The sequence below is a fragment of the Vibrio sp. Vb339 genome, from assembly GCF_902751245.1.
Classification (GTDB): Bacteria; Pseudomonadota; Gammaproteobacteria; order Enterobacterales; family Vibrionaceae; genus Vibrio; species Vibrio coralliirubri.
The window spans coordinates 197,314-219,647 of the sequence record NZ_CADDIS010000003.1 but is presented as its reverse complement, the minus strand read 5'-3'; the positions used below and the strand labels follow the sequence as shown (position 1 = coordinate 219,647).

At 45.2% G+C, this 22,334-nt stretch carries 21 protein-coding genes; 10 read left to right on the top strand and 11 right to left on the bottom strand.

Annotated elements, in window-relative coordinates; genetic code table 11:
• The first annotated feature begins 38 nt into the window (after positions 1–38).
• Positions 39–1,493 (top strand): cardiolipin synthase, encoded by a 1,455-nt coding sequence (cls, locus tag HRQ85_RS16955; RefSeq protein ID WP_048609417.1) that lies wholly within the window; start codon positions 39–41, stop codon positions 1,491–1,493.
• A gap of 183 nt (positions 1,494–1,676) precedes the next feature.
• On the top strand, positions 1,677–2,861 hold the full coding sequence (locus HRQ85_RS16950) for a cystathionine beta-lyase (RefSeq protein WP_172380182.1): 1,185 nt from the start codon (positions 1,677–1,679) through the stop codon (positions 2,859–2,861).
• A gap of 86 nt (positions 2,862–2,947) precedes the next feature.
• On the opposite strand, the gene HRQ85_RS16945 is transcribed toward HRQ85_RS16950, so the two are convergent.
• The 9 genes from HRQ85_RS16945 to pspA all read right to left on the bottom strand — a co-directional run bounded on the left by HRQ85_RS16945 (position 2,948) and on the right by pspA (position 11,782).
• Positions 2,948–3,418 carry a hypothetical protein gene (locus tag HRQ85_RS16945; protein WP_048614470.1) on the bottom strand — a complete coding sequence of 157 codons (471 nt, stop codon included), beginning with the start codon at positions 3,416–3,418 and terminating at the stop codon, positions 2,948–2,950.
• Positions 3,409–4,347, bottom strand: coding sequence for a winged helix-turn-helix domain-containing protein (locus tag HRQ85_RS16940; RefSeq protein WP_172380181.1), 939 nt, complete (start codon positions 4,345–4,347; stop codon positions 3,409–3,411). Before HRQ85_RS16940 ends, HRQ85_RS16945 begins: the two co-directional genes overlap by 10 nt.
• A gap of 109 nt (positions 4,348–4,456) precedes the next feature.
• A complete protein-coding gene (locus HRQ85_RS16935; protein WP_172380180.1) occupies positions 4,457–5,023 on the bottom strand; it encodes a DNA-3-methyladenine glycosylase I in 567 nt (188 codons plus the stop codon).
• A gap of 78 nt (positions 5,024–5,101) precedes the next feature.
• Entirely contained in the window at positions 5,102–8,212 is a 3,111-nt protein-coding gene (locus tag HRQ85_RS16930) for an efflux RND transporter permease subunit (protein WP_172380179.1), read from the bottom strand.
• Positions 8,205–9,290 carry an efflux RND transporter periplasmic adaptor subunit gene (locus HRQ85_RS16925; protein WP_048609411.1) on the bottom strand — a complete coding sequence of 362 codons (1,086 nt, stop codon included), beginning with the start codon at positions 9,288–9,290 and terminating at the stop codon, positions 8,205–8,207. The genes HRQ85_RS16930 and HRQ85_RS16925 overlap by 8 nt, the downstream gene beginning before the upstream one ends.
• Position 9,291: 1 nt before the next feature.
• The gene (locus tag HRQ85_RS16920; RefSeq protein ID WP_048614479.1) at positions 9,292–10,326 is read right to left on the bottom strand and encodes an efflux RND transporter periplasmic adaptor subunit; all 1,035 of its coding nucleotides are present in this window, start codon (positions 10,324–10,326) and stop codon (positions 9,292–9,294) included.
• 157 nt (positions 10,327–10,483) lie between these two features.
• Positions 10,484–10,870, bottom strand: coding sequence for an envelope stress response membrane protein PspC (gene pspC, locus HRQ85_RS16915; protein ID WP_029405576.1), 387 nt, complete (start codon positions 10,868–10,870; stop codon positions 10,484–10,486).
• Complete coding sequence (gene pspB, locus HRQ85_RS16910) at positions 10,863–11,096, bottom strand: envelope stress response membrane protein PspB (protein ID WP_004734605.1); 234 nt, start codon at positions 11,094–11,096, stop codon at positions 10,863–10,865. Before pspB ends, pspC begins: the two co-directional genes overlap by 8 nt.
• A 14-nt stretch (positions 11,097–11,110) precedes the next feature.
• Entirely contained in the window at positions 11,111–11,782 is a 672-nt protein-coding gene (gene pspA, locus HRQ85_RS16905; protein WP_010440091.1) for a phage shock protein PspA, read from the bottom strand.
• Between the two features lie 274 nt (positions 11,783–12,056).
• On the opposite strand from pspA, the gene pspF reads away from it, so the two are divergent.
• The 7 genes from pspF (at position 12,057) to HRQ85_RS16870 (ending at position 19,236) form a co-directional block, all read left to right on the top strand.
• Positions 12,057–13,079 (top strand): phage shock protein operon transcriptional activator, encoded by a 1,023-nt coding sequence (gene pspF, locus HRQ85_RS16900; RefSeq protein ID WP_050621873.1) that lies wholly within the window; start codon positions 12,057–12,059, stop codon positions 13,077–13,079.
• Positions 13,080–13,181: 102 nt separating this feature from the next.
• Entirely contained in the window at positions 13,182–14,804 is a 1,623-nt protein-coding gene (gene sapA / locus HRQ85_RS16895) for an ABC transporter substrate-binding protein SapA (protein ID WP_048614481.1), read from the top strand.
• Complete coding sequence (locus tag HRQ85_RS16890) at positions 14,804–15,766, top strand: ABC transporter permease (protein WP_172380178.1); 963 nt, start codon at positions 14,804–14,806, stop codon at positions 15,764–15,766. The genes sapA and HRQ85_RS16890 overlap by 1 nt, the downstream gene beginning before the upstream one ends.
• Positions 15,753–16,640: a putrescine export ABC transporter permease SapC gene (sapC, locus tag HRQ85_RS16885; RefSeq protein ID WP_017065331.1), complete on the top strand. Its 888-nt coding sequence runs from the start codon at positions 15,753–15,755 to the stop codon at positions 16,638–16,640. The genes HRQ85_RS16890 and sapC overlap by 14 nt, the downstream gene beginning before the upstream one ends.
• Positions 16,640–17,641, top strand: a complete 1,002-nt coding sequence (locus HRQ85_RS16880) for a peptide ABC transporter ATP-binding protein (RefSeq protein ID WP_017060305.1) — start codon at positions 16,640–16,642, stop codon at positions 17,639–17,641. Before sapC ends, HRQ85_RS16880 begins: the two co-directional genes overlap by 1 nt.
• A complete protein-coding gene (locus tag HRQ85_RS16875) occupies positions 17,638–18,420 on the top strand; it encodes a peptide ABC transporter ATP-binding protein (protein ID WP_017060304.1) in 783 nt (260 codons plus the stop codon). Before HRQ85_RS16880 ends, HRQ85_RS16875 begins: the two co-directional genes overlap by 4 nt.
• 36 nt (positions 18,421–18,456) lie before the next feature.
• Positions 18,457–19,236: a DUF2927 domain-containing protein gene (locus HRQ85_RS16870; RefSeq protein WP_172380177.1), complete on the top strand. Its 780-nt coding sequence runs from the start codon at positions 18,457–18,459 to the stop codon at positions 19,234–19,236.
• Between the two features lie 98 nt (positions 19,237–19,334).
• Here the strand turns inward: HRQ85_RS16870 and HRQ85_RS16865 are convergent, their stop codons facing one another.
• Together HRQ85_RS16865 and HRQ85_RS16860 are read right to left on the bottom strand one after the other, a co-directional pair.
• Positions 19,335–19,724 (bottom strand): DUF2750 domain-containing protein, encoded by a 390-nt coding sequence (locus HRQ85_RS16865; protein WP_004734596.1) that lies wholly within the window; start codon positions 19,722–19,724, stop codon positions 19,335–19,337.
• Positions 19,725–19,873: 149 nt separating this feature from the next.
• Positions 19,874–20,779 (bottom strand): manganese-dependent inorganic pyrophosphatase, encoded by a 906-nt coding sequence (locus HRQ85_RS16860; RefSeq protein WP_017060302.1) that lies wholly within the window; start codon positions 20,777–20,779, stop codon positions 19,874–19,876.
• A gap of 201 nt (positions 20,780–20,980) precedes the next feature.
• On the opposite strand from HRQ85_RS16860, the gene HRQ85_RS16855 reads away from it, so the two are divergent.
• Positions 20,981–22,195: a putative manganese transporter gene (locus HRQ85_RS16855; RefSeq protein ID WP_172380176.1), complete on the top strand. Its 1,215-nt coding sequence runs from the start codon at positions 20,981–20,983 to the stop codon at positions 22,193–22,195.
• Positions 22,196–22,334 lie beyond the last annotated feature (139 nt).

Below are 22,334 nucleotides of genomic sequence, written 5' to 3'. Positions count from 1 at the left end.
CATTACTATCTAAGTGTCTCTTTTTTCGAGTATTCAATGTGGAAAAGCTCTACCATTTTTTAACTTTAGCTTCTGTCGCTTTGTACTGGGTACTTGTAGCCGGTGTGACTTTCCGTGTCGTACTAAAACGACGCTCTGTCAGCGTTTCCCTCGCGTGGTTGATGGTTATCTACATTATCCCAATTGTAGGTGTCGCTTGTTACTTCCTTTTCGGAGAGCTAAACCTAGGCAGAAAAAGGGCTGAGCGCGCTCACCGCATGTTTACTCCGTTTGGTGACTGGTTCCGAAAACTCGATGATTGCCAGCTCCACCTTCCAGGAAAGGTCGGCTCCCCTATCCACAAGATCGATGAACTTTGTAATAATCGGATGGGCATTCCTGCCCTCAGCGGAAACACACTTTCACTGCAAGCGTCTCCCAATGAGATCCTGCACGCAATTATCGAAGATATAGAAAATGCCCAAACCAGTATCAAGATGGTTTTCTATATTTGGCACCCTGGAGGTTTAACGGATTCGGTTGCTTCCGCACTCATTCGAGCGGCGAAACGTGGCGTGGATGTTAAAGTCTTGCTTGATTCTGCAGGTAGCCCGCGCTTTTTCAAAAGCCACTGGCGTTCAATGATGAAAGACGCCGGTGTGCAAGTTGTACAAGCACTAGAAGTTAGCCCTTGGCGTATTTTAATACGCCGCCTAGATCTCAGGCAGCACCGTAAAATCATTGTGATTGATGAAACCATTGCCTATACCGGTTCAATGAACATGGTCGACCCTGCTCACTTCAAACAGAGCTCAGGTGTTGGTCAGTGGATTGACGTAATGGTTCGCGTAACTGGCCCTACCGTAAATGTACTGTCGGCCATTCATGGTTGGGATTGGGAAGTGGAAACAGGTGAACGCATCCTTCCTGATTTGCCAGAGTGTCCGGTTGAAGAGGTAATGACGCATCATCCAGTTCAGGTAGTACCATCAGGTCCGGGCATGCCGGAATATTTGATCCTACAAGTTCTGACCATTGCGATTAATCAGGCAAACCATTCAGTTCGTATCACAACACCCTACTTTGTACCAAGTGCCGATTTATTAGAAACACTCAAAATGACAGCGCAACGTGGTGTCAACGTAGAGCTTATCATCCCACACAACAACGATTCGTTGATGGTTAAGTGGGCTTCGCGCGCGTTTTATACCGAACTACTTGAAGCTGGCGTGAAGATTTACGAGTTTTACGGCGGGCTTCTTCACACCAAATCGGTAGTGATTGATGAAGAGTTTTGTTTAATCGGAACGGTCAATATCGACATGCGCAGCTTATGGCTTAATTTCGAAGTGACACTAGCCGTTGACGATGTGCACTTCACTCAGCAGCTATCTGAACTTCAGCAATCTTACATCAAGTCATCGCACCCAGTAGAACTCGAGCAGTGGGAGCAGAGGAATCTGCGTAACCGCTTCTTCGAAAGGTTGTTCTATCTGTTCAATCCACTGCTGTAATCCAATCAATGGGTCCATGCCGACTCATCTCTCACTGCCTATCTGTTTTTTAACCTTTTACGATAAACGACGTGAAAGGTTAAAAAGAGAAAGAAAAGCATAAAAACTCCCGCTTCACTCTTGCTTTGAAGGCTATTGGCATGTTTTAAATAGGACATAACCGATTGATAAGGAATTCACAGCATGTCCGAGAACAAAACCACTAAGCTGATCACTGCAGGTCGTGATAAGAAGTGGACCAATGGTGTCGTTAACCCACCAGTGCAGCGCGCTTCAACTGTCGTGTTCAACTCAGTAGAAGAAAAGCGCAAGGCTACGATTAATCGCGCTAACAAAACGCTTTTTTACGGACGTCGTGGAACCAACACTCATTTCGCTTTCCAAGATGCTATGGTTGAAGTGGAAGGCGGCGCCGGCTGTGCGCTCTACCCTTGTGGTACAGCCGCCATTTCTAATGCCATCCTATCTTTCGTAGAAACAGGTGACCATATTCTGATGGTCGATACTTGCTACGAACCAACGCGTGATTTCTGTGACACCATCATGAAAAAGATGGGAGTCGAGACGACTTACTACGAGCCAACCATTGGTGAAGGCATCCAAGACCTTATTAAGCCAAACACTAAGGTTTTGTTTACCGAGTCTCCGGGTTCAGTCACCATGGAAGTTCAAGACATTCCAACGCTTGCGCGTATTGCTCATGAACATGACATCATCGTTATGTTAGACAACACATGGGCAGCCGGTGTTAACTTCTCTCCGTTTGACTTCGGTGTTGATATATCTATCCAAGCAGCGACTAAGTACATCGTTGGTCACTCTGATGTGATGCTAGGGACAGCGGTAGCCAATGAAAAATGTTGGGACCAGTTAAGAGAACAGAGCTACCTGATGGGACAATGTGTTTCGCCGGATGACGCTTACCTAGGACTACGTGGTATTCGTACTCTTGATGTTCGCCTACGCCAACACGCAGAGAGCAGCTTGAAAGTCGCAAAATGGTTAGAGACTCGCCCTGAGGTTGACCATGTTCGTCACCCTGCACTAGAGTCTTGTCCTGGCCATGAGTTCTTTAAACGAGATTTCACTGGCGGTAATGGCTTGTTCTCTTTCGTGCTGAAAAATTCCAACACAAAAGCGACCACAGCGCTACTTGATGGGATGACGCACTTTAGTATGGGTTACTCATGGGGCGGCTTTGAGAGTTTGATTCTCGCGAACGAACCGAACAGCTTTGATAGCCTAAGAACAGTAGCGAACCCTAACTTCGAAGGTACCTTGATTCGAGTTCATATCGGCTTAGAAGACGTTGATGACCTGATTGCAGACCTAGAAACCGGGTTAGAGCGTTATAACGCGCTCGTTTAATTTAAAGCGTTAACAGACTCAGACCAAAAAGGCAGGATGTTCCTGCCTTTTTCAGATTAGCGTATTAGACACATAGCTTTAAAAAGCTACTGAACGTTAAAACACGCCCAATTAAATATTTCCGTTCGATGTTCATTGAACATATACAAAGACTGATCCTTCACTGCAATAGCGTAGTCGATCGTCACCCCTTTATACTCACTGTAATCCTGATTAATAACAGGATCATGAAAAGGCGTTGCCGTTCTCACATCTAGAATGCTCATCGACAGATTGTTTCCATCCAGCCCGTAGTAGCCGGAATAAAGGTTTTCCATCGTACTCTCGTTACCGTCTTGTTCAGTAATCGTCACAAACTCTCTAATGCTAAAAGTATGGTCAGACTGAAAAGTAAGGCTTATGCGCTCGTACAGTGCTTGGTATGGTTGGAATGCCTGAGATAAGAAATCCGTTTTGATCGTTTTACAGTGCCATCGAGTGCCTGCTAATTCATTTTGCTCTAACAAGAAGCTCGAAGCGGCGATTGCACAAAGAATGAGTAAGCCAATTAGTCGCAAAAGTAACTCCTCTTTTCCATGTACTGAGCAAACGAATCAAAAGACGACGCTACATTGAAAATAGAAGCGCTGTAATTCAACGCTTCGCCATCCTTCTTTTGAACCAACATGTATAACGTATCATTTTCAGGTTGGTCTACAGACGGATAGATACGGACAAAAACATCAACGTTGCAGTGGCTAGGTATCGCATCCGTTAGCTTTTGAGTGATCGCAGGCAACGAATAGGATTCATTATGCGCAATATGGAAAAAGTAGTGATTGGTATTATCTGTGTAGCTGTCGCGATATTCGGCTTTATCAATAAAATAAGGCAGTGGTGTATAATAGGTTTGAAAAAGGTTGAACGCCGTTACGACAACACAAATCAATGCGACTAAATAGCCCGCTTTAACAAGGTGCGTATTGCTTTTTGAATTTAAAGGTTCTAATTCAGCTGAGTTCAGTTCTTGGTTGGAAGACGTCTTGAGATCGGAATCAGTGACTGTTGCCGCGTTAACATCTGTAGAGATTTCAGTCGTAGCCAACACTTCTGGCTCGACAGGCGAAGAGTTTGTTTTAGATACCTTCTCAGTCACTTGAGAAGGCACAGTTTCAGTTTTGCTAGGCTTTATCGACTCATCGATTTCAAGTGAATAGCCCGTTTTACTGACCGTGCGAATCGTCGCACAGCCACAAGTCACTCGTGATAGCGTTTTTCTAATCTTAGATATCACGTTAGTGAGCGCTTGCTCTGAGACAATCACATTGCCCCAGCACCTATCAAATATCAGGCCTCGTTCAACACACTCACCAACATTTTCAAGTAAGAACAGAAACACCTTACCTTCTATCGGCGCGATAGTTTCTACGTGGCCATCTTCACGCACAAACTGCCTAAGCAAGGGATCATAAAGAGCATTACAGATTTGGTAGCTTTGTTGTTTCACTATCGTCTTCTAGGTTTTAACTTGGTCGCATATGATATTGAATAGTTTATAAATGACCAGTAAATTTTCCTATATTAACGCAATTATTTTTCGACGATAAATAACACTTTTATTTGTGCGGACAACCTACGATATGGTCATTAACCATGCCTGTCGCTTGCATGAACGCGTAACAGATTGTTTCCCCTACAAACTTAAAGCCTCTCTTCTTCAAAAACTTACTCATCGCTTTAGATTGCTCGGTAGAAGCGGGAACTTGAGACATCTCAGTCCATTGATTCACGATCACTTCATTATCGACAAATTGCCATAAGGCATTAGAAAGAGAGCCGAACTCTTTCTGTAATTCAAGCGTTGCTCGTGCATTGTTGTATACCGAAGCAATCTTACCCTTGTGTTTAACCACATCGAAGTTTTCAATGATCTGCGGCACGTTGTCTTCATTCAACTCAGCTAGCTTGTTTAGATCGTAATTATCGAACGCGGCACGATACCCTTCACGCTTTTTCAGGATCGTAATCCAACTCAGGCCCGCCTGAGCGCCTTCTAAAGTAATGAACTCAAACAGAACTTGGTCATCATAAACAGGCACGCCCCACTCTGCGTCGTGGTACTCCCTTTCAAGCTCATGTTTAAGCGCCCATGCACACGTTCTATCTGATGTATTTACGTCCATTTTTGTATTCTCTTTTTATCAATCGGTATATAAAAATAATGCCCCAATTAGGGGCATTATTTCAAAGGTCAGTTGACGTTAAGCCACTTCAATTTTATGGAATAGACGATACAACACAGGTACTACTATTAGCGTGAGTACAGTCGCAAAGCCCAAACCAAACATGATGGTTACCGCCATTGGTTTGAAGAAGATATCTGGTAGTAGAGGGATCATACCAAGAATGGTAGTGATCGCCGCCATACATACCGGGCGAACACGACTCAGTGCCGCATCAACAACCGCGACATACGGGTCTTTACCGGACTTCATCTCAATCTCAATTTGATCAAGCAGTACGATACCGTTCTTCAGAAGCATCCCAGAGAGACTCAAGAAGCCCAACAGCGCCATAAAGCCGAATGGTGTATTCAAGGCTAACAAGCCTGTCGTCACCCCTATCAACGCCAATGGAACCGTTAACCAAACAATCAGAGGCTCTTTCACCGAGTTAAACAAGAACACGGTAATTAAGAACATGAACAAGTAACCCAAAGGCATGGTTGTGAACAGTGACGCCTGTGCATCTGCCGACGACTCATATTCACCACCCCATTCCAATGAGTAACCCGGAGGCATCTCAATCGCTTCAATCTGTGGTTGTAAGCGTTTCTGTAGAGTTGAGGCCGTCTCTTCACCCAATAGATCAGGATCCGCCATAACCGTCAGCATACGCTTACGGTTCTTACGGATGATCAGTGGATCTTCCCATTCTAGCTCGTAACCTAACGTTACTTGTTGAAGTGGGATGTACTCGCTTAATGCCGGGCTCCAGATCTTCATGCCTTCGATGTTACGAATATCGACACGCTCATCTTCAGGCAGACGAGCCACAATCGGCATCAACGTTGTACCATCACGATACACACCAATCGACTTACCAGAGAAAGACATTGCTAGGAAATCATCAACGTCAGATTTGGTAATACCATAACGACGCGCTTGGCTTTCATTGAACTGAGGCTCTAATACCTTAGTTCTTTCACGCCAATCGTGACGAACGTTAAACGCGCCTTCATCAGCATGCATGATATCCATCACTTGAGCAGCGATTGAACGTAAAACCGTTGGATCAGAACCCACAATTCGCGCTTCAATTTTCGCACCGCCACCAGGGCCTAATTCAATCTGTTTCAGCTTGTAATCAATCTCTGGGAACTGGCTACCCACATGCTCACGGAAACGTTTCATTAGCCCTTCAAGTACTTCATAACTTTTCACACGAACCGTTATCTCGCCGTAAGCGCTATAACTTTTCTCAGGTGAGTAAGTCAGCATGAAACGTTGCAGGCCTTTACCCGCCGTTGTTGTGATATGTTCAACTTCGTCCTGCTCTGCTAGCCAGCTTTCAAGCACTTTAAGCTTGGTATTGGTCGCTCGAATATCGGTACCTTCTGGCATCCACACATCCACTTGGAACATAGGTGTGGTTGAAGACGGGAAGAAGGCTTGCTTAACGAAACCAAAACCGTACACACTCGCGCCTAAACCAATAATCAGAACAAACATGGTTAACCAAGCACGCTTCATACAGAACTCGAGGAAGTTTTTGTAGATAACAAAAACCATCCCGTTATATGGGTCTTTACCTTCGTTATCTGGGTCGACCTTCTGACCTTTAAAGAACATGTCGGCAAAGAACGGCGTGAGCGAGATGGCAGTAAACCAACTCAGCATCAAGGAGATCAGTAGCACCGTGAACAAGGTGCCACAGTATTCGCCTGTTGAGTCTTCAGATAAACCAATTGGAGCAAACGCGGTCACCGCAATAACCGTCGCACCAAGCAGTGGCCATTTGGTTTGGGTTACGATATCTGTGGCGGCCTGCATCCGGGTTCGCCCCTTCTGCGTGCCGATCAATATCCCTTCCACCACCACAATGGCATTATCCACCAGCATCCCCAAGGCGATAACCAACGCGCCCAGTGAAATACGTTGTAGGTCGATCTTGAAGTACTGCATGAAAATGAAGGTACCGAATACGGTCAATAGCAGTATCAAACCAATCAATAGGCCCGATCTTAGTCCCATGAAGAACAATAGCACCACGATTACGATCGCAACCGCCTGCCCTAAACTCACCACAAATCCGCTTACCGACTTGTCTACCTCTTTGGGTTGGTTATAAACCTCGGAGATGTCGATACCGACGGGTTGTTGATATTTTAGCTCGGCCAGTCTTCGGTCAAACGCTTCACCAACCGCTACCACGTTCACGCCTTGCGCAAAAGAGACACCAAGGTTGAGTGCGAGTTTGCCGTTATAGCCAATGATGTTACTTGGCACTTCAACATAACCTCGAGTTACATTCGCCACATCTTTTAGATAGATGAGGCCTTGAGCGCCGCCTTCTGTCAGAATCAAATCACCAAGCTGTTCAACATTCTGGAACTCACCCGTTGGATGGATTCGAATGTATTCGTCGCCAATTCTGACCGCGCCAGCACTTGATACAATATTTTGAGTCGATAAAAGGTTGAATACTGTGCTTGGAGACAGACCCAGAGAACTTATCCGTTTCATCGATATCTCAATGAACACTTGCTCTTGTTGTTGGCCGGATACCGAGACCTTACTGACTCCATCGACCAACTCAAGCTCTCGCCTTAGGTAATCAATGTAATCCAGCAACTCTTTATAGCTGTAACCATCACCCGTCACCGCAAGCAAAATCCCGTAAACGTCACCGAAGTCATCGATGACTTGAGGATCATTGACGCCGGGTGGCAGTTCAACCTTAAGATCATTTACTTTTCGGCGAAGTTCATCCCAGATTTGCGGAAGATCGTCCGGGCCATAGTTATTCTTCATCGTCACCGTTACCTGAGACAGGCCACGGCTTGAAATAGAGTTCACTTCGTCGACATAAGTAAGCTGTTGAATCGCTTTCTCTAGTGGGTAAGTAACTTCTTCTTCCACCTGCTGAGGCGTTGCCCCCGGGTATGAAGTCACGACCATTGCATCTTTGATGGTAAAGGCAGGGTCTTCTAAACGCCCCAAACCGAAGAATGCAGAAACACCACCAATAAGAAAGATCAGAGATAGCATCCAGCTAATGACTTTGTTACGTATAAAGTAAGAAGCAACACCTGTGATCTGATCATCACCCTGTTGATCGTCATTTTGGGGCTTGTTATTTACTTCACTCATTGTTCATCTCCTGAGACAAAACTTCCACTGTCATCCCATCTCGCAATCGCGATACGCCTGCAACAACGACATGCTGCCCCATTTCCAATCCTTTCATGACCTGCAATGTTTTCTGATTTGCTTTTCCTAATACGACTTGCTGTTTCGAAACGGTATTGTCGTCATTAAGCACCCATACATAAGAGTTTTGACGCGTTAAATCATCACCATCGGCATTAAATACCGCTTCAATTGGAATCAACACACCGGCTTTTAGCTCTAAGCCGATTTCTCGCCCATTTGAAGTCACCTCAACCGCCATACCGTCCAGAATTAAATCATCTTCAGGCATAGGCAAAGCAAGCGTCACCGTAAATGTGCCCGTACTTGGATCCGGTTCTGTTGTGAACTCCTTAATACCTGCCGTGTATTCATTGCCACTTGGCACTCTAACCACAGCCTCAACGTTTGATAGCAGTTGTTCACTCGGTTGGTTGACGTAGATTTGGTCAGGCAGTTGAATAACGACTTCAACATCTTCGACACTGTGGATGTTCACCACTTGTTGGCCAACTTGAATGTTTTCATATTGGTCGACACTGACACGAGAAATGATCCCATCAACAGGTGCACGAAGCATGGTGAACGATAAGCGCAGTTTCGCCAATTCCAACTCGGCATAAGCAATCTGGCGTTGAGCGGCAATTTCATCGAATTGCGACTTAGCCAATAAGCCTTTCTTCACTAGCGGACTCGAACGTCGGTATTGGCTATTGATTACCGTGTAACGCGCTTGAGCATTGTCCACATCCAATTGATAATCGGTTGGGTCAAGCTCAGCAATGATGTCCCCTTTGGAAACACGCTCACCTTCTTTCACATCTAGCTTGAAGATTTCACCGGCCACTCGGAAACTAAGGTGAGCTTTCTCAGCAGCGTTTGCTACCGCAGGGAAATAGAGTTTGTCGCTAAAATCGATGACTGAAATCTCGATAGCTTTAACCAAGGGCGTGTTATTCACTTCTACAGCTTGCTTATCTTCACAAGCCGTCAATAAGGCTAAACACGACAGGCCAGCGGCCACTTTAAGTGTTTTCATGTTATAGCCCCCTTTCCTTGATCCACTCTCGAACTTTAATGCCCGATTCAAGACCATTGACGCCAGAAGTCACAATGCGATCGCCATCGTTCAATCCAGAGACGATATGACGTTTTTCATCGATGACAATGGCAACATTTTCAACAATGCCGTCGCTATTCACACGCCACACAGAGACATCATCTCCGTCGGTCATCATTGCCGACGTTGGAATTTTGGTGGCAGCCGCTAACGATGAAACGAGATTTACCGTGCCAGACATTCCGGGCAAAATACCCACATCGGTTGGCCTTTCCATTACCATGGTGACCTTGTATGAACCTGTTTTCGGGTCGGCTTCGGTATCCACTTCTTGGAAGGTTAGAACATAAGAGTTTTCAGGAAATGCATCAAAAACCATGGTTGCATCCGTCTCGAACCCTGAAGAAAAGCGCGTAATAAGTTGGTCGGGTAATAAGAAGACGACTTTAAGAATTTGATTGGTTTGAATATTCATCACGCCTTGTTTAGCCGCAATGTATTCATGGTTTTCCGCCGGAATAATGGAAATCGTTCCATCGTAAGGCGCAACAAGAGTGGTATAGCGAAGATTTGCTTTGGCTTGATTAAGCATCGCTTTAGCAGAATTGTGATTGGCTTTCGCTTGGTCGAAATCTTGTTCTGATACGACTCGGTCTTTACGTAACTTAATCGAACGTTGGTATTGAACGTCAGCAAGCTTAAAGTTGGCTCTTGCTTGCTTCTCTAACAGCTGATATTCGTCGGGATTGAGCGTTGCAAGCCCTTCACCTTTACTGACCTTTTGACCAGACGTGACATCGATAGTCTGAAGTAGCCCTGGAACACGAAATGCGAGTACTGCTTTGTCACCCGCTTCTGTGGTGGCAGGAAAGCTACGTTCAAAGGCATTACTACCGACGGAAACAGTGAAGAGTTTGGCGGGTCTAGAATCAGGTTCAGGTACGGGAGGAAGCTCCTTACCACACCCAGACAACCCAGCTAAGGCTGTCAATAGGACAACGGAGGCTCTATACATTGGTGATCATCCATATCTATAAATATTTTTATAACATAGATTAATCATATGTAACTTACCAGTTATCGTAAGATTTATTTAGACAAAATTATTAAAAAAAATAACGGCTTGGAATAAATTTTCCTAAACCGTTATCTAATCTTTTTTAGACTTATCGTTACATGTTCTTAAATGCGCGGTCGACTTTGAACGTGTCGGAGGTCACATAAGCTTCCATATTGCGGACACTGGTCTCTAACTTCTGGAAATCACCCTCTAAAGTGCCCAGTAACGACTCTGCCGTTTGCCCTTTTTCCCAAGGCTTTTGTTTGAGTGTGTGCTCTTGCTTGGCTTTCATCTCATCAACATAGTGAGGTGGTTGTTTTTCAAGCATAAATGTCAAAGCTAAATACGCTAATAACACCAGAAAGCTACCACCAAGCAGTGCCGCAGAGATAACTAAGATGCGAACCAACCACACTTCAAGGCCAAAGTAGTTCGCTAACCCTGCACACACACCAGACAATTTGCCGTTAATCGTGTCGCGATACAGTTCTCTACTCATAGTTTCGTCTCCAGTTAGGCGACTCCGCATCCAGTATTTTTTCTAGCGTTTTCACTCGGTCTTGCATGGATTCGGCTTGCGCAGAAAGCTTATGCAGACGTTGAAGATCCGTTTCAGAAAGACCATTGCTGGATTTCTTCTTGCTGCGGTAATGTAAGAATAACCATAGCGGTGCCACGAAGATTAAAAAGACAATCAGTGGACCTGCAATTAGAAATGTTGACATAGACGACTCCTAAATTATTTATCGCGGTTTTCAACTTGTTGCTTCAGTTTCGCTAGCTCTTTTTCGATTTCATCTTGAGCTTGTAACTCGGCAAATTCTTGGTCTAAAGATTTTGCGTTACCCGTTTTAGCGTAAACGTCCGCTTCAGCTTCTAATTCATCCACTTTACGCGAGAATTGCTCAAACTTCGCCATTGCTTCGTTGGTTTTGCTTGAATGCAGATGTTTTTGAACATCACGACGATTGCTCGCTGCATTATTACGAATCATTAATGCTTGTTGCTTTGCGCGAGTTTCTGCAATTTTGGTTTCAAGCTTGCCGATCTCACTGGTTAGCTTTTCGATGGTTTCATGAACCAAAGTTTGCTCGGTGTGAAGGCTCTTGATGATGTCTTCCAGTTTTTGCTTTTCGATTAGCGCCGCTCTTGCCAGATCTTCACGTTGCTTAGTCAGTGCGAGTGTCGCTTTGTTTTGCCAATCTAGAATCTGAGTTTCGATAGCTTCAACTTTACGTGCTAGCTCTTTCTTGTCTGCGATTGCTTTTGCTGAGTTAGTACGAACCTCAACCAGCGTATCTTCCATTTCTTGGATAATCAGGCGAATCATCTTTTCAGGATCTTCAGCCTTATCTAATAGTGCACTGATGTTTGAATTTACAATGTCTGCAAAGCGAGAAAAAATACCCATGAGGAACTCCTTAATTACAATGATGGCAAATGCGTTTCAAATCGTTGTGCGACTCTATCAATCCACTTGCTCAAAAATTTACGTTTGTTGTTAAACCTACCATAAGTAATCCAAGTAGCGTGCCAACTTTTAAGCCATTTATTATCAGTCACTTACAATAAAATGGTGATTAACCCGAACCATGCTATGATGAATTTAGCCAAGTATTGGTATTTTTCACCACTACGGCTCTTACATTACTATCTCCAGCGATTAATTCATACAAGGACCCGCTATGCAGCAGAACCTCATTGGTGAATCACCTAGCTTTCTCTCTGTTTTAGATAAAGTATCCCAACTCGCACCAATAGAAAGACCCATTCTGATCATTGGCGAACGTGGCACAGGTAAAGAGTTGATCGCACAAAGACTGCATTACCTTTCAAGACGTTGGGATCAACCTTTGATCTCATTGAACTGCTCAACCTTAAGTGAAGGTTTGATTGATTCAGAACTGTTTGGTCATGAGTCTGGTTCCTTTACTGGTTCAAAAGGTCGTCATCAAGGTCGCTTTGAAAGAGCAGAAGGAGGAACGCTGTTTCTGGATGAGCTAGCGACCACTCCCCTTGCGGTTCAAGAAAAGCTATTGCGCGTTATTGAATACGGGCAATATGAACGTGTCGGTGGTCAAAAGGCGCTAAGTGCCAATGTAAGACTGGTGTGTGCAACCAATGCCGACTTGCCAGACATGGCATTAAAGGGCGAATTCCGAGCTGACCTATTAGATAGGCTGGCGTTTGACGTCATTACTATCCCTCCTTTGCGTGAGCGAAAAGAAGACATCATGCTACTGGCAGAATACTACGCCATTAAGATGTGCCGTGAATTGGAATTGGAGTTGTTTGTTGGCTTTGCCCCTTCTGCCGTTGAATCGCTTTTAGATTATTCTTGGCCAGGGAATGTACGAGAGCTCAAAAACGTCATTGAGCGAGCTATCTATCAGCACGGGAAAGATCCATATCCTATTGAATATTTAGTGTTTAACCCATTTAAACCCGCATGGAAAACAGAGCAAGATTCCTCGCCGGAAACTGGCAATGAGCCGTCTAACAGCCATACTTCATCAGAGAGCTCGTTTTCTTTGCCGCTTGATTACAAAGCATGGCAAGAACAACAAGACATCAAGCTACTCAACCAAGCCCTAAAACAGAGCAAATATAACCAGAAACAAGCCGCAGAATTACTTGGGTTAACCTACAACCAACTACGTGGAATGGTGAGGAAGTACGCGATTGTCGGACAAGCTAACGATAAATAGCTGTCCACACTTGATTATTATTTGGAGCCGAATAAATAAAATGTTAAATTGTCCGGATCTTGAGGCTCCTCTAACGCCTCGTTTCGAAAAGTATTTCTTTTTATGAAAGCACTAATAAGACTATCACTGAGCATCTGTACGCTGAGCTTTCTCGCTGGATGTGGTGAGAGTGTGAATCACGAGCAAATCCGTGAAAAAGGCTTCATTTATTGCGGCCAAGGTAATCCTAGTACCTTCAATCCACAGCTGGTTGATAGTGGTATTACCGCAGAATCGCTGAGTCCTCAAATCTTCGATACACTGCTCACTCTTGATCCAATGACGTACCGACCAAAACAGAACTTGGCGACAAGTTGGTCTGTCGATAAATCAGGTACAGAGTACACGTTCAAACTGCGCCCAAATGTTGCGTTCCAAACGACAGACTGGTTCACCCCAACTCGTAGCATGAACGCACAAGATGTGGTGTTTAGCTTTGAACGTGTTATTGATAGTTCAAACCCATTTCATTATGTGGGTGGCGGCCTATATCCGTGGTTTGCCGGAATCGACTTCAAGAACCTGATTGTCGATATCACCGCAGTCGACGACCTAACAGTGAAATTCCAATTAAGTCGCCCAGACAATTCATTTCTCAATAATATCGCCACCAGCTATGCAGTCATTCACTCTAAAGAGTATGCCAACAAGCTCATTGCAGCGGATGAGAAAAATAGAATCGATTCCAATCCAGTCGGCACTGGCCCTTTCTACTTGGATGAATACCAAATCAACGACCTAGTGCGCTTGAAAAAGAACAAGCACTACTGGAAGGGTGAAGTACAAATGGACCAAGTTGTGTTCGATACTTCGCAACGTGGAACAGGCACACTTGCTAAGCTTCTACGCAGTGAATGTGACGTGCTCAACTCACCAATTTCTAGCCAAATTCCTATTATTCAGGCTCATGAAGAGTTGAAGATTTCGGCTACTCCGGCGGTTAATGTCTCTTTCATCGCGCTGAATACTGAGCACCCTGCACTGCGTGACTCTCGAGTTCGTAAAGCGCTCAATTTAGCCATCAACCGCCAGAACATTCTTGATTCTGTGTATTACGGTACAGGAACCAAAGCCTACACCTTGCTTCCTCCGACTTCTTGGGCTCACCAAAAAGACAGTGTTCAAGTTCGCTACGACCGAAACTATGCGGTTGCGCTTCTTAAAGAAGCCGGCGTTGAACCTGGGTTAGAGCTTTCAATGTGGGTACCACTAGAGCCACGCGCATACAATCCAAGTCCAAGAAAAACGGCAGAACTTATCCAAGCAAACTTAGCCGATATTGGTATTGAATTGAAACTCTATACCGACGACCGATTTGACCGCACACAGTTGTCCTCTATTTCCTCGACAGACTTGTTGCTTACAGGCTGGATAGGCAATACCGGTGACCCAGACAACTTCTTGCGCCCGCTGCTCTCATGCAGCTCTGAGCGTGCAGGGTTAAACGTCTCAATGTGGTGTAATTCAGACTTTGATTTCCTTCTCGACTTAGCACTAGAGATCAATCAACAAAGGCACCGTGTGAACTTGTACCGACAAGCCCAAAACATTCTCAATGAAGAAGTTCCTGTGATTCCTCTGGCTCATGGCGTGCAATTTCGCGTGCACGATCGCTCGCTAACAGGCTTTAAAGCAAGTCCTTTTAATGCCCAACCTTTTGATCAAGTCAGAAGAGAGGTGCAGTAATGTTTTGGTATACATTAAGACGTGTAAACTTATTCGTTATCACGCTAGGGATTCTAACTCTAGTGGGTTTTTCCCTGCTTCGATTGGACCAAACCTCACCTTGGGCAATTCAAGATTTTTGGCCCGGATGGATTAGCTATATCACTGAATTATCGACGCTAAACTTTGGCCTAAGTAAACACGGTGTACCTATCATCGATGAGTTGGTCGTGGTGTTCCCTGCAACGCTAGAACTGTGCTTCTTTGCCTTTGTGTTGGCACTCATCATCGGTATCCCTTTCGGCACCATTGCTGGTATGAGACAGGGTAAGTTTGTTGATACCACCATATCGTTCACCTCAATGGCCGGTTACTCTGCACCTATCTTTTGGGTCGCATTGCTGATGATCATGGTGTTTTCACTGCACTTTGAAATGTTCCCTGTTGGTGGCCGATACGACCTACTTTACGAAATTGAACACGTGACTGGCTTCGCGATGATTGACGCCTTTTTTGCCGAAGGTCGCTACCGTGCGCACGCACTACAAAGTGTTATCGAGCATATGGCGTTGCCTTGTCTTGTTTTAGCACTGGCGCCAACGACTCAGGTCATCCGATTGATGAGAGCGTCAGTGGCTGAAGTTATGACGCAAAACTACATCCGTGCCGCGCGAATTAAAGGTCTTTCAACCAAAGAGATCATCACACAGCACGTGCTAAGAAACGCGATACCTCCGATTATTCCAAAGGTCGGTGTTCAACTATCGAGTATGTTGACGCTTGCTATTATTACCGAGTCTATCTTTAACTGGCCGGGCATTGGCCGCTGGTTATTGGATGCCTTATCGAATCAAGATTACGTTTCAATTCAAGCAGGTGTAATTGTGGTGGCAACCTTGGTTTTAACCGCCAACATTCTGTCCGATCTACTGGGCGCGATGATCAACCCACTGGTAAGGAAGGAATGGTATGCTAACAAATAACGTCTACCAAGAAGAACAGATTCCAACCCAGTTCGAACGTTTCTGGCGCAGCTTCCGTAGTAATAATCTGGCTATGTTTGGCTTGTGGTGTTTGGTGCTTATCATTCTGGTCACCGTCACTTCACCGTGGCTAGCCCCACATGATGCTCAAGAACAAACCGGTCACCTATTAACGCCGCCCTCTTGGGATCCTGCGGGAACGGTTGAATACTTTCTAGGTACGGATGACTTGGGCAGAGACATTCTTTCTCGCCTAATAATTGGCTCTCAGTTGACGTTTGGCGCCGCAGTGGTGATTACCTTTATCGCAGCAGTCATTGGTTGTCTGATTGGCGTACTCGCAGGTATGACTCGCGGATTGCTATCAAGCACACTAAATCACCTGCTTGATACCGTTATGTCGATTCCATCTCTTCTGCTGGCGATTATCTTCGTGGCATTCCTTGGCTTTGGTGAGTTTAATATCTTGCTCGCCTTGTGCTTGGCACTGATCCCGCGCTTTATACGCTCGGTGTACATTGCCGTGCATGCTGAAGTAGAAAAAGACTATATTCTGGCTTCTCGTCTTGATGGTGCGAACGATTTTTACCTGCTTTGGAATTCAATCCTTCCGAACATTCTTACCGTTATCGCACTTGAAGTTACGCTGGCACTGTCAGTTGCAATTCTTGATATCACGGCTTTAGGTTTCCTAGGGCTTGGCGCTCAAGCACCGAGTACCGAATGGGGCTCAATCTTGGGTGATTCGGTCGAGTTGATTTACCTTGCGCCATGGACAGTAACCCTACCCGGCTTAGCTATTATGTTTACAGTGATCGTGATTAACCTCGTCGGTGAAGGTGTTCGCCAAGCGCTAAATGCAGGAATCGAATAATGCCGTTACTTGATATTCGACATCTAACCATCGAGATTGAGACCCCTCAAGGGATGGTTAAAGCCGTAGATCGAATGAGTATTACCCTCAATGAAGGGGAAATTCGTGGCTTAGTAGGTGAATCAGGCTCAGGTAAGAGCTTGGTTGCAAAAGCGATTGTCGGGGTTTGTAAAGAGAACTGGAAGGTTTCCGCAGACCGAATGCGCTTAGGTAATATCGACCTGCTGCAACTGACGCCAAAAGAAAGGCGCCGAGTCATTGCCCGCGATATCGCAATGATCTTCCAAGAGCCATCGACCTGTCTTGACCCTTCTGAAAAAGTAGGCAACCAACTCGTTGAAGCGATCCCTTCCCATTCGTTTGAAGGTCGTTGGTGGCAACGATTTAAGTGGCGTAAGAAGCAAGCGATCGCGTTACTGCACAAAGTCGGCATCAAAGACCACTCTCGCCTAATGGACAGTTACTCTTATGAGCTGACCGATGGTGAGTGTCAAAAAGTGATGATCGCAATGGCGATCGCTGCCAAGCCAAAAGTCTTGATTGCAGATGAACCGACCAACGATTTAGATCCAATTACACAGTCTCAAATATTGCGCCTGTTGAGTCGTATGAATCAGATCAATAACACCACCATCGTGCTGATCGGCCATGACTTAACCACCATTACCCAATGGGCGACTCGTATTACCGTGATGTACTGTGGTCAATCTGTAGAGTCCGCTGATACGCCGAAGCTGTTGGACGCACCCAAGCACCCATATACTGTGGCTCTGCTAAAAGCGATGCCAGACTTTAATGACTGGATTCCCCACAAAGAGAAGCTCCAGTCTTTGCCGGGGTCAATTCCACCGCTGCAACATCTTCCTATTGGTTGTCGATTAGGGCCTCGCTGCCCATACGCGCAAAGGCAGTGTGTCGAGATCCCACACACGAAACGCATCAAGAACCATAAGTTTAACTGTCACTTCCCTCTGAATATGGAGAAGAAAAAGAAATCATGAGTGCATTATTAGAAGTCAGTGATTTGTCTAAAGACTTTACGACTCGCTCTGGTCTTTTCCGTAAAAAGATTCATCAGGCGGTGAAACCGGTCAGCTTTTCCCTTGAAGCAGGCCAGACGATTGGTTTTATCGGTCAGAATGGTTCTGGTAAATCAACATTAGCCAGAATGCTCGCAGGCATGGTTGAACCAACCGCAGGCGAGATCCGCGTGAATGGCGAAAAGCTAGAACACAAAGACTACTCGACTCGTTGTAAGCTGATTCGAATGATCTTCCAAGATCCAAATACGTCACTTAACCCGCGCATTCAGATCGGTCGAATTCTTGAAGGTCCATTAAAGCGAAATACCAACATGCCACCAGAAGCCCGTATGCGTCGTGTGAAAGACACACTACTGCGCGTAGGCCTTCTACCGGAACATGCTTACTTCTACCCTCAGATGCTTGCTGCGGGCCAAAAACAAAGGGTTTGTTTGGCTCGTGCCTTGATACTTCAGCCATCCATCATTGTTGCTGATGAAGCGTTAAATGGTTTGGACATGGCAATGCGCTCGCAAATCATCAACCTGTTCTTAGAACTTCAAGAAGAGATGGGCGTATCGTTCGTTTATGTATCTCAACATCTCGGTATTGTGAAGCACATTACCGACAAGATCATCGTCATGCACGAAGGCAATGTGGTTGAGAGTGGGGAAACGGATCAAGTGTTGACCAATCCAACTCACCAAATCACCCAAAGATTGGTTGAGAGCCATTTCTCCAAAGCTCCGAACCACTAATCTTTAATCACGCTAAATTCAGCAGAGGGGAAAAGTATGTATCGAACAGCTTCAATGCTTCCCCTCTTGTTGGTGATGTTGTCCTTTAACGCGACAAGCACACCGCTCACATGGCTAGATAGAAGCTTCGTCGAAACTGCCTTTTATAACGTCGCACTTCAACACGAATACTCCCAAGGCAACAAGCCGCTCGCCAAGTGGAAACAACCTATCAAGATTTGGATCGATCATCGAGTGAGCGGTGAGGAACTGCATCAAGAGCTCACAGAGCTTCATATCCAACACCTATCTCAAGTCACCCAACATCCGATAACAATCGTCAGTAAAGAGTCCCAAGCGAACGTTAAATGGATATACACAAGGCAGAGCCAGTGGGTATCTGAGGCGAAATCGGTGCTCAAGCTCAAATCAACTCAGCATTTAAATAGCGCCATCTGCACGGCGGGTTATCGAACAAACTCTAAAGGTGAGATTGTATACGCTGGGATTGTAATCCCCGTCGATCAAGCCAGATCGCGAGGTAAGCTAGTTGCCTGTATCGTGGAAGAGATCACACAGGTTCTTGGCCTGCCGAATGATTCAGATAAAGCCTACCCTTCTATTTTCAACGACCACACGCCAGAAGACTTATTATCACCCTTAGACGTATTGCTGCTGCAACTGCTGTATGAACCAGAATTGAAAGCTGGAATGACAAAATCTGAAGTAAAACCTATCGTGCGAAAGATACTCAAGAGATACAGCAAAACAGGTGTGCTTCAACAAGCTTCTAAAGCCGCACAGCAAGCGCCTTTGTATCAGTTAATTGGGTATTGACGAATATACGTTGGAAGTAACTTAGATGGGATAATTGAATAATAGCGCTGCCTAAGAAAGGCAACGCTGACTTACGATGTTACTGCATTACGAAAGAACTAGCGCTTAGCTGCCTGCTTTTTCAATTCGAAATCGAACTCATCCGGGAACAAGATAACGCCTTCTTCTTGTTCGTTCGGGAATACTACAACAGCAAGTTCGTCGTCTTCTAGACCGTTCGTCCAGCGACTGTGCCATTTGTTCAACGAAATAGACTCAGCTTTACACTCAGACCAATCACCCGTTGCCCATGATTCTGCGAACTCTTGGTTTGGCCATACTGGAACGCAGTCTTCATCTTCTGTGTTCAGCATTACACAACCGTGTTCATCGGTTAAGATCCATACTTCACGGTTTGCTACGATTTCTTTCACACAGTATTTCAAGCGTTGCTCGCCCGTATACTTATTGATTTCAGCGATTTTTTTATCGTCTAGCTGTGTAGTCATCTTAATTTCCTACTTTAGTCAGTAACTTTGCTCTTAAAGCTATTTTATGCCGAGTGTTTTTAACTTCAAACATTATCGATGAAGAAGAAAGTCTACTTCAAAGAAAAACGCCTGCTAAATAAGCAGGCGTTTAATATTAAGCGACTTGATTAAACAAGCTCACCTTGTAGCCAAGGCCAACCTTGCTTCTTACGGCTTAGTGTATTTTCCATCATCAATACGCCGTCTTTCTCATGCTTAACCAGTTTCTCAGCCCACTCACCTTTGTATAGAAGACGAGTTTGCGCAGTAGTGATGTCTGTTAGCATTACCGCAGCAAATGCTAGACCGTCTTTCTCACAACGCTCTTCAAGATCAGCTTCTAGCGCTTCAATCATGCCGTCTACTTGCTCAAGAGTCGCAAGTTCAACTTGACCAACAACAACATCGCGACCGTTGAATGGGTAGCCTTTAAGGTCTTTTTCTACTAGTTGAGCAGCAGATAGGCCTTCGATGTTTGTTTTAGCGATTAGAAGCGCTTTGATGAATGCATCAACGTCAGTTACGCCAGCAATTTCAGCAAGCTCAGCAACCGCGTCTTTGTCTTTTTGAGTACATGTTGGAGAAGCGAAACCAACTGTGTCTGAAAGAATTGCAGACATCATTAGTTTAGCGATTTGTTGAGAGATTGCGTGACCTTCAATCTTGAACATGTTGAAAAGTACAGTGTTTGTACAACCAACAGGCCAGATCCAAGCTTCCATTGGGTTTACTGTCATCACGTCGCCTAGACGGTGGTGATCGACAATACCTACGATCTCTGCATCAGCAACATCATCTGGTGCTTGTGCTAGGTCTGAGTAGTCTACTAGCCAGATTTTCTCACCAGCAACAGAAGTACGAAGCTCTGGCTTTTCAGCACCAGCGACTTCTAGAATGTGTTGAGTTTCGCGGTTGATCTCGCCTTGGCGAATTGGTGTCGCTTCCTCGCCACGAGCTTTAAGAAGCTCTGTTGCAACTAACGCACTACAAATACTGTCACTATCAGGGTTTTTGTGACCAACAACTAAAATCATGTTTCTTCCTATTACACTAACAATTATGACTCTACCTTTAGAGCCTCTCTTTATTAGCCATACTTTACCTCATTTTTTTAGATTGGTCATGTTTCGTGGGTTTAGCCAATAGTAACAATAGATAAAAAAACAACAAATGCAATTGATAATTATTACCATTCGTATATATTTATCTTAAGCCACTAATTTTGAGTAACACCTATGGATCGACTAATCTCTTTTTTGCCAAGCAGTAGTGCTGCGAAAACAACTCAGTTTTCACTGTCATTTAAGCGCCTGCTTTTGCCTATCTCACTTTCAGCTTTAATCGCGGCTCCTGCCACGCGAGAATTAACGGTCACCACCTTGTCAGACGCCTTCTGGGCAGTGTCTTGTTATGTCGCTTTAACCTTAGCGATTTACCACTGGTTAAGCCTGTACATCAACAAAGATAACGTCTTTAACAAGCTCGTCCATCAATCTCGTTCAAACCAAGTGGTATTCGCGGCTCTCATGGGGGCGCTACCCGGCTGTGGCGGTGCGATAGTGGTGACCACACAATTTATCTCGGGAAAACTCGGATTTGGTGCAGTAGTTGCGGTGCTCGTCTCAACCATGGGTGACGCGGCGTTCCTACTCATAGCGAGCGAGCCTAAGACAGGTTTAGCCATGATGGCGATGGGCGTCATTGTGGGTACTGCGTCAGGCCGAATTATTAACTTATTTCATGCAGACGACTTCTTGCGCCCGAAACAAGCAGAGAAAAATGAAGCCACCAACAGCTGCGTTTCTCAATCTCAAAACAAAGAATCGGTCTCTAAAAAAGCGATAAACCTGCAAGGTTACCTGTGGTCTGTACTGATTATTCCGGGTGCTGCCGTTGCCCTACTTGGCTCTTTTCAAGTCGATGTGAACGAGCTGCTCACTTTGCCTGAAATGTCGATGGAATGGGCGGGGACAATTTTGCTAATCAGCTCGATGTTTCTGTGGGGGCTGACCCGTGAAATTGAGGATTACAAATCAGCCGTGAGTGAGGACGAAAAATGTGTAGGCTCTCATCCACTGCAAAAGACCGCTCAAGATACAAACTTTGTTACCGCTTGGGTGGTGGTTGCCTTTCTTTTCTTTGAATTTGGCTCTGTGATAGCAAATGTCGATTTTGCGACGCTATTCTCAAGCTGGGGTATCATGCTCCCCCTGGCTGGCGTGTTGATGGGTTTACTACCGGGCTGTGGACCACAATTATTGGTCACTAGCTTATACCTTTCAGGTGCACTACCACTTTCAGCTCAGGTAGGTAACGCAATTTCAAATGATGGTGATGCACTATTTCCTGCGATTGCGATGGCACCGAAAGCAGCGCTGGTCGCAACCTTGTATTCAAGTGTGCCTGCTTTAATCTGTGCTTATGGCTATTGGTTTATGTTTGAGATCTAACTTGATCAGAGTTAACTCCATAGGCTTCTGTAAGGTCGGTACTTTGTATCGGCCTTTTTGTTTCCGTCTGCTTAAGTCTTTCCACAGGTTCTTTTTACATTCCCTTCCTGCTTCACTGCTTCTATCACCTATCTCAAAC

Coding starts and splice junctions, on each gene's coding strand:
- HRQ85_RS16935 (WP_172380180.1), bottom strand. CDS start 5,023: ATGGACGTAAATACATCAGATAGAACGTGTGCATGGGCGCTTAAACAT.
- pspB (WP_004734605.1), bottom strand. CDS start 11,096: ATGTCAACATTTCTAATTGCAGGTCCACTGATTGTCTTTTTAATCTTC.
- HRQ85_RS16890 (WP_172380178.1), top strand. CDS start 14,804: ATGTTTTGGTATACATTAAGACGTGTAAACTTATTCGTTATCACGCTA.
- HRQ85_RS16855 (WP_172380176.1), top strand. CDS start 20,981: ATGGATCGACTAATCTCTTTTTTGCCAAGCAGTAGTGCTGCGAAAACA.
- HRQ85_RS16870 (WP_172380177.1), top strand. CDS start 18,457: ATGTATCGAACAGCTTCAATGCTTCCCCTCTTGTTGGTGATGTTGTCC.
- HRQ85_RS16930 (WP_172380179.1), bottom strand. CDS start 8,212: ATGAGTGAAGTAAATAACAAGCCCCAAAATGACGATCAACAGGGTGAT.
- HRQ85_RS16860 (WP_017060302.1), bottom strand. CDS start 20,779: ATGATTTTAGTTGTTGGTCACAAAAACCCTGATAGTGACAGTATTTGT.
- sapC (WP_017065331.1), top strand. CDS start 15,753: ATGCTAACAAATAACGTCTACCAAGAAGAACAGATTCCAACCCAGTTC.
- pspA (WP_010440091.1), bottom strand. CDS start 11,782: ATGGGTATTTTTTCTCGCTTTGCAGACATTGTAAATTCAAACATCAGT.
- HRQ85_RS16925 (WP_048609411.1), bottom strand. CDS start 9,290: ATGAAAACACTTAAAGTGGCCGCTGGCCTGTCGTGTTTAGCCTTATTG.
- pspF (WP_050621873.1), top strand. CDS start 12,057: ATGCAGCAGAACCTCATTGGTGAATCACCTAGCTTTCTCTCTGTTTTA.
- HRQ85_RS16875 (WP_017060304.1), top strand. CDS start 17,638: ATGAGTGCATTATTAGAAGTCAGTGATTTGTCTAAAGACTTTACGACT.
- pspC (WP_029405576.1), bottom strand. CDS start 10,870: ATGAGTAGAGAACTGTATCGCGACACGATTAACGGCAAATTGTCTGGT.
- HRQ85_RS16950 (WP_172380182.1), top strand. CDS start 1,677: ATGTCCGAGAACAAAACCACTAAGCTGATCACTGCAGGTCGTGATAAG.
- HRQ85_RS16880 (WP_017060305.1), top strand. CDS start 16,640: ATGCCGTTACTTGATATTCGACATCTAACCATCGAGATTGAGACCCCT.
- sapA (WP_048614481.1), top strand. CDS start 13,182: ATGAAAGCACTAATAAGACTATCACTGAGCATCTGTACGCTGAGCTTT.
- HRQ85_RS16865 (WP_004734596.1), bottom strand. CDS start 19,724: ATGACTACACAGCTAGACGATAAAAAAATCGCTGAAATCAATAAGTAT.
- HRQ85_RS16920 (WP_048614479.1), bottom strand. CDS start 10,326: ATGTATAGAGCCTCCGTTGTCCTATTGACAGCCTTAGCTGGGTTGTCT.